Raw genomic sequence first — 13,826 nt, 5'->3', positions numbered from 1 at the left:
AGGCATCCGCTCTTCGTCATTCGTGGCGCGTGTCAGTCGGTGCCGCGCGCCCGACCGATGGCGTTCATGACGTGATAGATCACGATGGCGGCGATGGTGCCGAGCGCGATGCCGTTGAACACGAGCGAACCGGCCGTGAACGAGAAGTTCGCGATGCCGACGATGAGTGCCGTCGCGGCCGTGAACTGGTTCTTGGGCTTCGAGAAGTCCACGCGGTTGTCGAGCCAGATCTTCACGCCGATGATTCCGATCAGGCCGTAGAGGGCCGTGGTGACGCCGCCCAGCACGCCAGCCGGCACGGTGGCGATGAGCTCTCCGAACTTGGGCGAGAGGCTCAGCAGGATGGCGAAGAGGCCGGCCACCCAGTAGGCGGCCGTCGAGTAGACGCGCGTGGCGGCCATGACGCCGATGTTCTCGCCGTAGGTGGTCGTGCCCGAACCGCCGCCGAAGCCGGCCAGCAGTGTGGCGAGGCCGTCGGCGAAGAGCGCGCGCCCCGTGACCTTGTTGACGCTCGGGTCGGTCATCTGGGCGACGCCGCGGATGTGTCCCACGTTCTCGGCGATGAGCACGAGCACGACGGGGATGAAGGCCGGCACGACAGCCCACAGCGCCGGGTTCTGGAACGGGTTGTCCATGATCTGGAAGGTGGGGAGCCCGAGCCAGGCGGCCTGTTCGACCTTGGTGAAGTCGAGCTGGCCCTGGAACGCGGCGGCGATGTAGCCCACGACGACGCCGACGAAGATGGACAGTCGCCCGAGCATCCCTCGGAAGAGAACGGTCGTGAGGATGACGGCGGCCAGCGTGATGAGCGCCGTCAAGGGGCCCTTGTTGTAGTTGTCGAGGGCCGCTGGCGCGAGGTTGAGGCCGATGAGCGCCACGATGGCACCCGAGACGACGGGGGGCATGAGCGCGTCGATCCAGCCGCTGCCCGTGACGCGCACGATGAGGCCGACGATCGCGAGCAGAAGGCCCACGAGGAAGATGCCGAAGAGCGCGCTGCCCATGCCCTGAGCGGTCGTGGCCACGGTGATGGGCGCGATGAACGCGAACGACGAGCCCAGGTAGCTCGGCAGGCGGTTGCCCGTGATGAGGAGGAACAGCAGCGTGCCGACGCCCGAGAAGAACAGGGTCGCGCTGGGCGGGAAGCCCGTGAGCACGGGCACGAGGAACGTCGCGCCGAACATGGCGACGACGTGCTGGGCGCCGAACCCGATGGTGCGCGGCCAGCTCAGGCGTTCGCCCGGCTGAACCACCTCCAACGCTCCGACGTTCTTACCGTCTCCGTGCAGTTTCCAGGGCAGCGCCATCGTTTTCCAGCTTTCGTCGCGGGGCGGGGGTGGGGTCCGGCGACGTTGCCGGCGAGAATTGCTCTCGTTACCGTATCGGTCCCTAGCGCATTACGATGAAATCTTCCCGCACATTCTCCGAGAGGACGCCTTCGGTGGCATCGACTCCCACGCGTACGACCCCTACGCGCTCAGCCCCCAGCCGGATCGACACCTTCTTCGACATCACGAAACGTGGGTCGAACATCGCCACCGAGATCCGCGGTGGTGTCGTCACCTTCGTGGCGATGGCCTACATCGTCATCCTCAACCCCATCATCCTGTCGAGCGGTCAGGATGTCGCGGGCAACGCCCTCGGCTTCCCGCAGGTCGCCGCGGTCACGGCGCTCACCGCCGGCGTCATGACGATCCTGTTCGGCATCGTCGCGCGCCTGCCCTTCGCGTTCGCAGCCGGACTCGGCATCAACTCGTTCCTGGCCGTGAGCGTCGTCGGCCAGGTCACGTGGCCCGAAGCCATGGGCCTCGTCGTCATCAACGGTCTCATCATCGTGCTCCTGGCCGCCACGGGCCTCCGCCGGCTCATCTTCAACGCCGTGCCCGTGCAGCTCAAGATCGCCATCACGGTGGGTATCGGCCTCTTCATCGCGTTCATCGGCTTCGTCGACGCGGGCTTCGTGCGCACGACGGGTTCGGCATCCCCGCCCATCGGCCTCGGCATCGCGGGCTCGGTGGCCACCATCCCGACCGTGATCTTCGTGGTGTCGCTCCTCATCACGGGCATTCTCGTGGCCCGCAAGGTCAAGGGCGCGCTGCTCATCGGCATCGTGGCGTCGACCATCATCGCGGTCATCGCCGAGCTCATCTTCAAGGTGGGCGCCTCGAACGGCGGCGAGAACCCGGCCGGCTGGAACCTCAGCGTGCCCGCCCTGCCCGCGCAGATCGTGAGCCTGCCCGACCTCAGCCTCATCGGCCAGGTCAGCTTCGGCAGCTTCGAGCGCATCGGCGCCCTGGCCGCCCTCATGCTCGTCTTCACTCTCGTCTTCACCAACTTCTTCGACGCCATGGGCACCATGACGGGTCTGTCGCGCGAGGCGAACCTGGCCGACGCCGACGGCAACTTCCCGCGCCTGCGTTCCGCTTTGATCGTCGAGGGCATCGGCGCCGTTGCGGGTGGTGCCACCTCCGGGTCGTCCAACACGGTCTTTATCGAATCCGGTGCCGGCATCGGCGAGGGCGCCCGCACGGGTCTCGCCAACGTCGTCACGGGTCTGCTCTTCATCCTGGCCATGTTCTTTACGCCGCTCACGCAGGTCGTGCCGACCGAGGTCGCCGCCGCCGCGCTCGTCATCGTCGGAACGCTCATGATGGCGCAGATCAAGGACATCGTCTGGACCGAGTTCTCGGCCGCCCTGCCCGTGTTCCTCACGGTCACGGTCATGCCGCTGACCTACTCGATCGCCAACGGCATCGGCGCGGGCTTCATCTCCTGGGTCATCCTGCGCGCGTTCAGCGGCAAGGCCCGCGAGATCAGCCCGCTCCTCTGGGTCGTGGCGGCCGGTTTCGCGATCTTCTTCGCGCGCGGCCCCATCGAGATGCTCATCGGCTAGTCGCCGCCCGCTCTGTTCGTCCGAAGCCCCATCGACGGCCCCGTGCTGTCGGTGGGGCTTCGTACACTGGATGCATGAGCGCCCAGTTCGGTCAGTACCCGCCAGCCCGTCAGACCATCGTTCACCTGAGCGATCCTCACTTCCTGGGCGGCAACGCGCCGCTCTACGGGGTGGTCGACACCGAGCAGCACCTCGCTCAGACGCTCGAGCAGATCCGCGCCATGCAGATCCGGCCCTCAGCCCTCGTCTTCACGGGTGACCTGGCCGATCTGGGTGAGCCGGATGCCTACGCCCGCCTGCGTGCGCTCGTCGAACCGGTCGCGGCCGATCTCGGCGCGCAGCTGATCTGGCTCATGGGCAACCACGACGAGCGGGCCGAGTTCCGCGCCGGGTTGTTCGGCGCTGACGAATCAGACGCCCCCGTCGACGTCGTCTACGACCTCGACGGCCTCCGCTTCGTCGGCCTCGACTCCTCGGTGCCGGGCTGGCATCACGGCGCCCTGGCCGATGAGCAGCTCGAGTGGTTGGCCGATGTCTTGTCCGAGCCCGCCGAGCACGGCACGATCGTGGGGCTGCATCATCCGCCCGTGCCCTCGCCGCTGTCGTTCTTCGACATCCTCGAGCTGCAGGAGCAGCACCGCCTCGAAAGCATCCTGCAGGGCAGCGATGTGCGCGCCATCCTGGGTGGGCACCTGCACTACAGCACGAACTCGTTGTTCGCGGGCATCCCCGTGTCTGTCGCTGCGGCCACCTGTTACACCATGAACCTCACGCGCCCGCTCGACCACCCGGGCGGCGTCGACGGCGGCCAGTCGTTCAGCCTCGTGCACGTCTACGACGACCGCATCACGTTCTCCACGGTGCCCGTGGGGGAATACCCGCCCTCGAACACGTTCCCGGCCGATTTCGTCGAGCGGATGTCGCGCCTCACGCCCGCCGAACGCCTCGAGGCCTTCTCGCGCAAACGCTGAGCCCGCCGCTCTCCCCGGTCTCGGAACGCCGTTTTTCTCCACAGGTGAGAGTCCGGCAGAGACAGCGCCGCGACCCCCGGAGTAGGGTGGAGGCATCCGGTCACGAGCCGGATTTCCTCTGCGTCGGCCACAAATTCGGCGCGCCCCGATGAGGCAATGGAGCCACAGTGAACCCTTTCCGAAGTGCGAAGAAGACGTCGACCGCCACGCGCGCGATCGACCACCCCTACCTGCAGGAGGCCGAGATGCCCGAGACCGAATCCGCCACGCGCGTCGAGTCCGATTCGCTCGGCAGCATGCAGATCCCGGCCGACGTCTACTGGGGCATCCACACGGCCCGTGCGCTCGACAACTTCCCGATCTCGAAGCGGCCCATCTCGGTCTATCCCGACCTCATTGTGGGTCTCGCGTGCGTCAAGCAGGCGGCCGCGCGTGCCAACGTCGAGCTCGGTTCGCTCGATGCCGACAAGGGTGAGCTCATCGATCGCGCCTGCCAAGAGGTCATCGACGGCCGCTTCCACGACCAGTTCGTCGTGGGCGCCATCCAGGGCGGCGCCGGCACGTCGACCAACATGAACGCCAACGAGGTCATCACCAACATCGCGCTCGAGCTGGCCGGCCGCGAGAAGGGCGATTACGCCTTCCTCTCGCCCATCGACCACACCAACCGCTCGCAGTCCACCAACGACACCTATCCCACGGCCATCAAGATCGGCCTGGCGCTGTCGCTGCGCACGCTCCTCACCGAGCTCGAACTGCTGCGCCGCTCGTTCTCGGTGAAGGCCGACGAGTTCCGCCACGTGTTGAAGGTCGGGCGCACGCAGCTGCAAGACGCCGTTCCCATGACGCTGGGGCAAGAGTTCCACGGCTTCGCGACCACGCTGGGCGAAGACCACGAGCGGCTCGGCGAGACCACGTGGCTGCTGGCCGAGGTCAACCTCGGGGCCACGGCCATCGGCACGGGCATCACGGCCGACCCGCGTTATGCGTCCACCGTCATCCGCCACCTCAACGAGATCACGGGCCTCACGCTCGAGACCGCGCCCGACCTCGTCGAGTCGACGAGTGACGCGGGCGCGTTCATGTCGTTCAGTGGCACGCTCAAGCGGTCGGCCATCAAGCTGTCCAAGATCTGCAACGACCTGCGCCTGCTGTCCTCGGGCCCCCAGGCCGGTTTTGGCGAGATCAACCTGCCGGCCAAGCAGGCCGGTTCGTCGATCATGCCCGGCAAGGTCAACCCCGTCATCCCCGAGGTCGTCAACCAGGTCGCGTTCTCGGTCGTCGGCGCCGACATGACCGTCACGATGGCGGCCGAGGCCGGTCAGCTGCAGCTCAACGCGTTCGAGCCCGTCATCGCGCATTCGCTCTTCCAGTCGATCACGTGGATGGCCGGGGCCTGCCACACGCTGCGCGTCAACTGCATCGACGGCATCACGGCCAACCACGAGCGCCTCGAGACCATGGTGGGCTCGTCGGTGGGCGTCATCACGGCCCTCACGCCCTACATCGGCTACACGGCCGCCGCGGCCCTCGCCAAGACGGCCCTGCTCACGGGTCGCAACATCGCCGATCTCGTCGTCGAGTCGAAGCTCATGTCGCGCGAAGAGGTCACCAAGCAGCTGTCACCGGCACGCCTCTCGGGCCTCGAGGTCATCACGACCGCCATCCCCGTCATCGACGGCAGCGCGGCCAGCGAGAAGGCCTCGACGCAGGCGCACTCAGATCATGCGGCAATGGGTGGTGAGTTCGCCGATACCCTCGACGGACACGGTGACCGTTGACCTGTCCCGCAAAAACACCTGGGGGTCGCGGCTATAGCCCGCGCCCCCAGGGCTGCCCGTCGAGATGAGGGTGCCCGGCAGCAGCGTGATCGAGCGCGAGATCTGCTCGATCAAGACGGCTACGCTGCGCACCATGTGTGACGTGTCCGAGTCCTGCATCACGTGACCGTCGAGCACCGTGCCGACGTGCAGGTTCTGCGGGTCGGCGATCTCGTCGCGCGTGACCACGAGCGGTCCGGTCGGCGTGAAACCGTCGAAGCTCTTGCACCTCGTCCACTGCGCCTCTGAATACTGGATGTCGCGCGCCGTGATGTCGTTCACCACCGTGTAGCCGAACACATAGTCGAGCGCCTCGTCGCGGCTCACGTTCTTCGCCGGCTTGCCGATGATCACGCCGAGCTCGGCCTCGTAGTCGATCGACTCCGACAGGCTGCGCGGCCACGTCGTCGTGCCGCCGTGCCCCGCCAACGAGTTCGTCCACAGCGAGAACAGCGTGGGGGAGTTGTCGGTTTTCAGGTTGAGTTCGCTCGAGTGGGCCGCATAGTTGAGTCCCACCGCGATCACCTGCGGCGGGCGCAGAACGGCGGAGGCGTGCGTGAAGTCGCTGAGTGGGAAGACCCGGTCGTGCTGCCATCCGACCGCGTCGACGGCCGCGCGGATGCGAGCGTCTTCGGTGTCGCCGCGCTCGATGAGCTGCTGCAGGTCGACGGGGGAGTCCTCGACCAGATCCTCGACGTATTGGACGAGGTCGTCGTGTCGCACCACCAGCCTCGTCGTCTCGGAACGGTCGTCGGCAATGAGATGGGCGTACTTCACCTCTTCAGGCTATCGGGTCGGATGACCCCCGTTCGGGTTTTGTGCGATTCGTTCACCCAGGCTGGAGCGCTTATTCTAGGTCGATGACGTACCCGACCCCGGGCGACGACCCGAACTCGTCGCACGGCCGGTTGCCCTCCGGCCCACCCATCCTCAACGCGCCCCCGGGCGCGCCCTCCGCCCCGAACAGCCCCCAGCCCGAGCAGCAGCATGCCTATGCGTCGCCCGATCGCTCGGGCCAGCAGGCGCCGCTCGCTCCGCAAGAACCGCCGCTCACGCCGCGGGATCCCTATGCCACCGACGGGCGTGTCCCGGGCAGAGATGCGCAAAACGACCCCGCATCCGCCCCCAATTCGGGGCGTTATTTTCCTCCGCAGCCCGTCTATGGCGGCCCGGGATTCACCCAGCCGGCGCGTGACGCACAGCCGCAATACGCGCAGCCGGCCAAGGCGCCCTACTTCGTGCAGCCCGTCTGGTCTCAGCGCGTCAAACCGTCCTCGGTCATGGCCGTCCTCGCACTGTCCGCAATAGCTGTGCTCGGGCTGCTGCTCGGCGGGCTCATCATCTACTTCGTGTCGCAGCTCGGCGCCATGGCCGTCGGGCTCTCGTTCTTCGGGGCGCTCATCCCGCTCGCCGTGGTGCTCGCGGCCGTCGCCTGGGTCGACCGATGGGAACCCGAGCCCCGTCTCGCCCTCGTCTTCTCGTTCCTGTGGGGCGCTGCCGCCGCCGCGTCCATGGCCCTGCTGGTCGGGCTCGGGGTCGAGGTCGCCGCCTATCTGGCCACGGGTTCCGGGCCGGGCGCGTTCTTCTCGGCCGCCATCCAGGCGCCCATCGTCGAAGAGACCGCCAAGGGTCTCGGCATCCTCATCGTCTTCTATGCCGCGCGCCGCCACTTCGATGGCCCGCTCGACGGCATGGTCTATGCGGCCGTCATCGCCGCGGGGTTCGCCTTCACCGAGAACATCCTCTACTTCGCGCAGGCGCTGTGGGATGGCGGCTTCAGCGGTTTGAGCGTCACCTTCGTGCTGCGCGCCGTGCTGTCGCCGTTCGCGCACGTCATGTTCACCACCATGACGGGTCTGGCGCTCGGTTTCGCGGCCCGACGTTCCACGTCTCTCGGCGCACTGCTCTACTTCCTGGTCGGCCTCGTGCCGGCCATTTTGCTGCACGCCCTCTGGAACGGCGCTCTCTTCTTCATCGATTCGCTCGGCAGCTACATCGTCTACTACCTGCTCGTGCAGGTGCCGCTCTTCGCGGGCGCGGTGACGCTCACGGTGCTGGTGCGCCGGCACGAGATCAAGCTCACGCAGGCGCGCCTCAACGAGTACGCGGCAGCCGGCTGGTTCACGCCCGCCGAGGTCACGATGTTGGCCACCTGGTCGGGTCGCCGCCGCGCCCGCGCGTGGGCGGCGACGCTTCCGGGCGACAAGGGCAAGGTCATGCGCCAGTTCGCGCGCGATGCCACGCGCCTCGCCTACACGCGTCAACGCATCATCACCGGCCGCAACCACCTGGTCAACCGCCGCACCGAACAAGAGCTCCTGGCCGCGGTCACCACCGACCGCGCGGTACTCCTCGGCCCCTAGCCCGCCCGCCGCGCAGCCCTCACGCCTTCGCGAGGCAGATCATGGGCCAACACAGACTCATCGCCCGGTGCTGCGGCAGTGCCTGCGAGTCTCCCGGGCGACGAGTTATGTTCTCAGGATGCTCCCGTCACGTCAGAAAAGCAACACTTTTCTGGCGTCCGGATGACGCGCCGCACGGCTCGCCGACCCCACCCCGTTTTTGACTCCCGAGCCCCGCTCGGCTTGGATGGAACCATGACTGATTCTGCGAAGAGCAAGCCCGAGATCGAAGCCCCCTCCGGCCCCGCGCCCGAGACCCTCGAGGTCGTCGACCTCATCGTCGGCGAGGGCGACGAGGCGGCCGCGTCCTCCACCGTCGACGTGCACTACCTGGGCGTCGCCTACGACTCCGGCGAGGAGTTCGACTCCTCGTGGAGCCGCGGCCAGTCCATCAACTTCCCCCTGCGCAACCTCATCGCCGGCTGGCAGGAAGGCATCCCCGGAATGAAGGTCGGCGGACGCCGCCAGCTCACGGTTCCGCCGCACCTGGCCTACGGTCCGGCCGGTGGGGGACACCCGCTCTCGGGCGAGACCCTCATCTTCGTCATCGACCTGTTGGGTGTGAAGTAACCCTTGACCGTCGAAGAGATGGTGCTCTCGCTGAGTGACACCATCCCCGACTTCCCGAAACCGGGAATCCTGTTCCGCGATCTGACCCCCGTGTTCGCCGATGCCGACGCCTTCCGCGCCGTCATCGACGATTTGGCGGGCCGGTTCGCCGGGCGGTATGACGCGGTGGCGGGCGTCGAGGCGCGCGGGTTCCTCCTCGCCTCGGCGTTGGCGTATGCATCCCACACGCCGTTGGCGATCGTGCGCAAGGCCGGCAAGCTTCCGGGCGAGGTGCTGAGCGAGGACTATGGCCTCGAATACGGTGCCGCAACGCTCGAGATCCGGCCCGGTCAGCTGCCGCAGGGTTCGCGTGTGCTGATCCTCGACGATGTGCTCGCAACGGGCGGGTCGTCGAATGCGGCGGCCACGCTGATCGAACGCGCCGGCTACGTCGTCGCGGGCATCGGCCTGGTGCTCGAGCTCGACGGTCTCGGCGGGCGCCAGGTGCTCTCCGACTACGACGTCTACTCGATCGTGGCCGAATAGCCCGCAGCCGGGCGACGAGCACGGCACAGACGCGCCACATCAGAAACGCGCCGCCCCGAGGGGCGGCGCGTTTCGTGTGTCATGACGCGGAAGGGAACGTGGTCGGTCAGACGAGACCGGGGTTCAGCCATCCGACGATGTAGAGCACCACGGTGATGAGCGGCAGGGTGCCCTGAACGATGGCGGGTTTGATGCGGCCGGGACCTGTGGTGGTCAGCACGACGGCCGCGGCCAACATGGATGCCACCGAGAACAGGCCGATGGCGAAGCCCGCCTGCTGCACGCCCACGCCGTAGAGGATCGCGCCGAGCAATGCCCCGATGGCGAGGAACAGGTTGTAATACCCCTGGTTGTACATGAGCGCCTTCACGGCGGGCTGGTCGGCTTCCTCCTGCGAATGCAGGCCGAAGCGATGCCACACGGTGGGCCGCGAGAACGCGTAGGACTCCCAATAGAAGATGACGATGTGCAGAACGGCCGAGAGCGTCGCCGCGATAGTTATCAGGATCACCATGGTCTGAGAGTAGGACGACCGGGTGCCGCGCGTCACCACGGCGCGCTCATTTCGGGCAAAGCGGGAATGGAGTGGCCCCTCTGACGTTGTCTTTACGGTGAGAAAGGATGTGCGTTGAAACTCTCCGTACTCGACCTGGTGCCCGTTCGCACCGATCAGAACTCCTCAGAGGCGATCGCCGCGTCGATCGGGCTGGCTCAGGCCGCCGACCGCCTGGGGTACACCCGCTACTGGGTGGCCGAACACCACAACATGGCGTCGGTCGCTTCGACCAACCCGCCCATCATCATCGCGATCCTGGCGTCGCGCACCGAGCGCATCCGCGTGGGATCGGGTGGCGTCATGCTGCCGAACCACGCCCCGCTCGTCGTGGCCGAGCAGTTCGCGGCCCTCGAGGCCGTCGCGCCGGGCCGCATCGACCTGGCCCTCGGCCGCGCGCCGGGCAGCGATCCCGTCGTCACGGCTGTGCTCAACCGCTCGGGTGCCACGTCCGACGTCAACGCCTTCCCCAACTCGGTCGGCGACATCATCGCGCTGCTCTCGCCAGAGGGGGCCACGGTGCGCCTGACGTCCGGCCAGGAGTACGGCCTAAAGGCCACGCCGCGCGCCACGAGCGTTCCGGATGTCTGGCTGCTGGGTTCGAGCGACTACTCGGCGCAGCTGGCCGCCTCCCTCGGCCTGCCCTACGTGTTCGCGCACCACTTCAGCGGCGAGGGTACCGAGCGCGCGCTCGACCTCTACCGCTCGCAGTTCCGCCCGTCCGAGTTCCTCGAGGCGCCGCGCACGTTCCTCACGGCCAACGTGGTCGCCGCCGACACGGTCGACGAGGCCGCTCTCCTGGCGCTCCCGCAGATGCAACAGATGGCGCGCCTGCGCACCAACGACCCGCTCGGCGCCCTCCTGACGGTGGAGGAGGCGCTCGCCGCCGACGTCACCGACCTGCAGAAGGAGTTCGTCGAGCGCATGCGCGGCACCTGGATCATCGACGACGGCGCCGGTGCGGCCGCGCGGTTGCGCCAGTTGGGCGAGCGTTTCGGTGTCGACGAGGTCATGGTTTCGCCGGGTGCCTCGGCCCGCCAGGGCACCGCTCCGGATGCCGCACCCGCCCGCATCCGCACGCTCGAACTCCTGGCCGAGCAGCTGCTCACGACCGACGCGGCCTAACCGACCGCACCGCACACGCACGAAGAAGGGCCCCGGATGATTCCGGGGCCCTTCTTCTGTGTCCGATGCTCCTCGATGTCGGGGAGCGCGGGGTGACCGGTGGTCAGAACCCGCCGAAGTCTCCACCACCGAAGTCTCCGCCGCCGCCGAAGTCGCCGAAGCCACCTCCGCCACCGAAGTCTCCGCCGCCGTCGGCCGAGATCGTGTCGGCACCGGCGTCGCCGCCCGCGTCGGATCCGGCACCCGAATCGGCTCCGGCATCCTGCGAGCCGTCGCCGGAGCCGTCACCTGAGCCGTCGCCGGACGCGTCGTTGCCGCCCATGTCATTCGGCAGGAACGCCGACATGAGCGCGGACGCCACGAAGAAGCCGGCCACCGTGCCCATCAGCGATCCGGCGAACATGCTGCCCATGCCGGGGCCGCCGCGGCCACCCTGATTCGAGAACGAGCGCTCGAGCGTGCCTGGCTGCCGCATCTCCGAGCGCGTCGCCGACGAGGCGAGGGCGGCGGGGGAGTCGTCGCGCGGGGCATCGCCCTGCGGCGCGTTCTGGCTGAGCTCCTGAAACACCTGCTGGCGCTGCTCGGGCGTCAACTTGCCGAACGCCTCGCGGTGCACCTCTTCGATCTGCTCGGGGGGCGCGGTGCGCAGCAGGTAGCGGTAGCGCTCGACGGCGATGTCGTCCTCGCTGCGAGCTTGCCCGTTCTGCCCGGGGTTCTGCTGCCCTGCGCCCTGCTGGGCGTAGCCGCCCTGCGGCTGGTCGTAGGACTGCTGCCCGTAGCGGTACTGCCCCTGGCCGTACTGCCCGCCGGGGTTCTGCTGATTCTGCGGGTTCTGCTGGTTCGGTTCTTCGCGTCCGAGAAGTCGGTCGAGGAATCCCATGTCGTTGGCCCTTCAGCTATGAACGAGGTATGTTCACCCGAGCCTAGGCACGCGGCATCCCGGATGTCTGTGCCCCCACTGTGAGAGCACTGGCAGCGCCCAGCCTCTGATAGACTCGCTCAGTTGCCGTCTGAACGGCCGCGGATAAAGAGAGCCACAGCATCCCGCTGGTAGGCACCGCGCAACGAGAGAAAGGGGATCGGCTCTATGGCACTTAATGGAGAAGCTAAGAAGGCGATCATCGAAGAATATGCGACCCACCCTGGCGACACCGGTTCCCCCGAGGTTCAGGTAGCCATCATGAGCGCTCGAATCAAGGAATTGACCGAGCACCTCAAGGAGCACAAGCACGACCACCACTCGCGTCGTGGCCTGCTTCTGCTGGTTGGTCAGCGTCGTCGTCTGCTCGGCTACCTCGCCGACGTCGACATCGCCCGCTACCGTACGCTCATCGAGCGTCTCGGACTGCGCCGCTAATTCTCGCAAGAGAACGAAGGCACAGCGGGTCTCTTCGTTGAGACCGCGATCTTCTTCACGAATGGCCGTCACCCTCGGGTGGCGGCCATTCGTCGTTCCTGCCGGTTGACCTCGCGGCCGGTCGAGACCCCGGGCAACGGCCCGGGAAACGCGGCCGCCGGTCGACATCCGGGATGCCGGCTCACGACGTGCGGCGAGACCCCGTCGGGTCGGTGCGCGACGGCCCCACGCGCTCCTCGTCGGCCGGGCGCACGAACAACCAGCGCGGTTTCGGCTCGATGAGCGGCCGGAACACGCGGCGCACGGGCGCGGTCGACAGGACGACGGCGATGCCCACCGCCGCGACGAGCATGATGGCGAGCCAGACATCCGGATCGAGTCCCTGCCGCAGCATCCCGGACTGCCGAATGGGGTAGAGCACGAAGCTGTGCAGCAGATAGACGTACATGGTGGCCTGCCCGAAGCCGGTCATCCACGTCTGGCGTCGCGGCACCAGCACGAAGAACGCTGCGCTCAACAGAACGGCCAGGGCGATCAGCCCGAGTCGCACGAGCCCGGCCCACCACACGCCCTCGCCGAGCCCCTGATACGAGTCGTCGTAGAAGAACCACAGCCGCAGGTCGATATCGCGCCACACGTCGATGAAGGCGACGAAAACGGCCGCGAGCACCGCGAACAACCCGAGCGCCGCAGCGCGCACGGGCCAGGTCTGCCGCTCGATCACGCGCCACCGGTCGACGAGCTTCCACGAGCGCAGTTTCCAGCCCAGCACGAAGAACGGCAAGATGCCGAGCGTGCGGCTGAGTGAGAACGTGCTGTCGACGTTGTCGAGGTAGCCGACGCCCACCGAGACGATCACGGCCCACATCAGCGGCCAGCGGATGAGCGCGAGATACGGCAGGATCAGCCGGAAGATGCCGAGCGCCAACAAGAACCACAGCGTCCACGACGGCTGGGTCGGGTTCACATTCAGTTCGCCCTCCACCCAGAACTGCACCAGCGTCCAGATGCTCTCCATGATCAGATACGGCAGCAGGATGTCGGTGATCACGCGCGCCATCTGCCGCCGCCCGGGCGGGTCCGACTTCGAGAAGTAGCCGCTCACGATCGCGAACGCGGGCATGTGGAACGCGTAGATGAGCAGATAGACCGTGAGTGCGGCATCCGAATCTTCGGTCAGTCGCTGGATGCCGTGGCCCATGACGACCAGCACGATGCAGGCGAACCTCGCGTTGTCCCAGAACGGCACGCGCTTCTTCGGTGGGCGGGCGGCGGATGGCGTGGCGCCCGGCTCGGTCTCGTCGGGGGAGAGCGTCATGACTCCTCGTTTCGGTCGGCACCAAATCTATCGCGACGTGCGCCGCCCGGCCCCGCCCCGGCGCCGGGAGAATTCGGCCGTAACCGGGCCCCCGACATCCGCCCGTTCCTGAACGCAATATGTGCGCCTCCGGTGCAAACGAACCCTTCTCTGGTAGAATTTCGATGTCCGGTCACCTGTGATCGGGCATGAGTAACACGGAGCAGGCCGGCAGGAAGCTGGTCCTCGGTGGTGAACTCCCTTCCCTCGGTCGACAGATCTGGTCCACAGATCCGGTTCGATGCGCGCGGGA

13 protein-coding genes are annotated in these 13,826 nt (G+C 67.4%); 8 read left to right on the top strand and 5 right to left on the bottom strand.

Translation table 11 applies throughout. The annotated features are described in order from the left end of the window. Positions 1-32 precede the first annotated feature (32 nt). Positions 33-1,307 carry a uracil-xanthine permease family protein gene (locus ACZ6IE_RS09310; RefSeq protein ID WP_464607709.1) on the bottom strand — a complete coding sequence of 425 codons (1,275 nt, stop codon included), beginning with the start codon at positions 1,305-1,307 and terminating at the stop codon, positions 33-35. Between the two features lie 95 nt (positions 1,308-1,402). On the opposite strand from ACZ6IE_RS09310, the gene ACZ6IE_RS09305 reads away from it, so the two are divergent. The 3 genes from ACZ6IE_RS09305 (at position 1,403) to ACZ6IE_RS09295 (ending at position 5,645) form a co-directional block, all read left to right on the top strand. After that, on the top strand, positions 1,403-2,893 hold the full coding sequence (locus ACZ6IE_RS09305) for an NCS2 family permease (protein WP_083709331.1): 1,491 nt from the start codon (positions 1,403-1,405) through the stop codon (positions 2,891-2,893). Positions 2,894-2,967: 74 nt separating this feature from the next. After that, the gene (locus ACZ6IE_RS09300; protein WP_464607708.1) at positions 2,968-3,864 is read left to right on the top strand and encodes a phosphodiesterase; all 897 of its coding nucleotides are present in this window, start codon (positions 2,968-2,970) and stop codon (positions 3,862-3,864) included. Between the two features lie 245 nt (positions 3,865-4,109). After that, positions 4,110-5,645 (top strand): aspartate ammonia-lyase, encoded by a 1,536-nt coding sequence (locus ACZ6IE_RS09295; protein WP_464608620.1) that lies wholly within the window; start codon positions 4,110-4,112, stop codon positions 5,643-5,645. On the opposite strand, the gene ACZ6IE_RS09290 is transcribed toward ACZ6IE_RS09295, so the two are convergent. After that, the gene (locus ACZ6IE_RS09290; protein ID WP_464607707.1) at positions 5,583-6,461 is read right to left on the bottom strand and encodes a fumarylacetoacetate hydrolase family protein; all 879 of its coding nucleotides are present in this window, start codon (positions 6,459-6,461) and stop codon (positions 5,583-5,585) included. The genes ACZ6IE_RS09295 and ACZ6IE_RS09290 overlap by 63 nt on opposite strands. 83 nt (positions 6,462-6,544) lie before the next feature. Between ACZ6IE_RS09290 and ACZ6IE_RS09285 the strand changes: the two genes are divergently transcribed. The 3 genes from ACZ6IE_RS09285 to ACZ6IE_RS09275 all read left to right on the top strand — a co-directional run bounded on the left by ACZ6IE_RS09285 (position 6,545) and on the right by ACZ6IE_RS09275 (position 9,181). After that, on the top strand, positions 6,545-8,047 hold the full coding sequence (locus tag ACZ6IE_RS09285) for a PrsW family glutamic-type intramembrane protease (RefSeq protein WP_464607706.1): 1,503 nt from the start codon (positions 6,545-6,547) through the stop codon (positions 8,045-8,047). A gap of 234 nt (positions 8,048-8,281) precedes the next feature. Further along, positions 8,282-8,656, top strand: coding sequence for an FKBP-type peptidyl-prolyl cis-trans isomerase (locus ACZ6IE_RS09280; RefSeq protein WP_464607705.1), 375 nt, complete (start codon positions 8,282-8,284; stop codon positions 8,654-8,656). 18 nt (positions 8,657-8,674) lie between these two features. Further along, on the top strand, positions 8,675-9,181 hold the full coding sequence (locus ACZ6IE_RS09275; RefSeq protein ID WP_079728407.1) for an adenine phosphoribosyltransferase: 507 nt from the start codon (positions 8,675-8,677) through the stop codon (positions 9,179-9,181). Between the two features lie 106 nt (positions 9,182-9,287). Here the strand turns inward: ACZ6IE_RS09275 and ACZ6IE_RS09270 are convergent, their stop codons facing one another. After that, the gene (locus ACZ6IE_RS09270) at positions 9,288-9,695 is read right to left on the bottom strand and encodes a DUF1304 domain-containing protein (protein ID WP_464607704.1); all 408 of its coding nucleotides are present in this window, start codon (positions 9,693-9,695) and stop codon (positions 9,288-9,290) included. A gap of 114 nt (positions 9,696-9,809) precedes the next feature. Here ACZ6IE_RS09270 and ACZ6IE_RS09265 point away from each other — a divergent pair, with 114 nt between their 5' ends. Next, entirely contained in the window at positions 9,810-10,859 is a 1,050-nt protein-coding gene (locus tag ACZ6IE_RS09265) for an LLM class flavin-dependent oxidoreductase (protein ID WP_464607703.1), read from the top strand. Positions 10,860-10,962: 103 nt separating this feature from the next. Here ACZ6IE_RS09265 and ACZ6IE_RS09260 read toward each other — a convergent pair whose 3' ends face one another. Next, a complete protein-coding gene (locus tag ACZ6IE_RS09260) occupies positions 10,963-11,739 on the bottom strand; it encodes a hypothetical protein (RefSeq protein WP_464607702.1) in 777 nt (258 codons plus the stop codon). 207 nt (positions 11,740-11,946) lie between these two features. Here ACZ6IE_RS09260 and rpsO point away from each other — a divergent pair, with 207 nt between their 5' ends. Beyond that, positions 11,947-12,216: a 30S ribosomal protein S15 gene (gene rpsO, locus ACZ6IE_RS09255; RefSeq protein WP_079728410.1), complete on the top strand. Its 270-nt coding sequence runs from the start codon at positions 11,947-11,949 to the stop codon at positions 12,214-12,216. A gap of 181 nt (positions 12,217-12,397) precedes the next feature. Here the strand turns inward: rpsO and ACZ6IE_RS09250 are convergent, their stop codons facing one another. Beyond that, on the bottom strand, positions 12,398-13,534 hold the full coding sequence (locus ACZ6IE_RS09250) for an acyltransferase family protein (RefSeq protein WP_464607701.1): 1,137 nt from the start codon (positions 13,532-13,534) through the stop codon (positions 12,398-12,400). Between the last annotated feature and the right edge of the window lie 292 nt (positions 13,535-13,826).

The organism is Okibacterium sp. AC114 (assembly GCF_979253355.1).
Note: the sequence above shows the minus strand (reverse complement) of the source record. Positions and strands in the feature narration are given on the sequence as shown.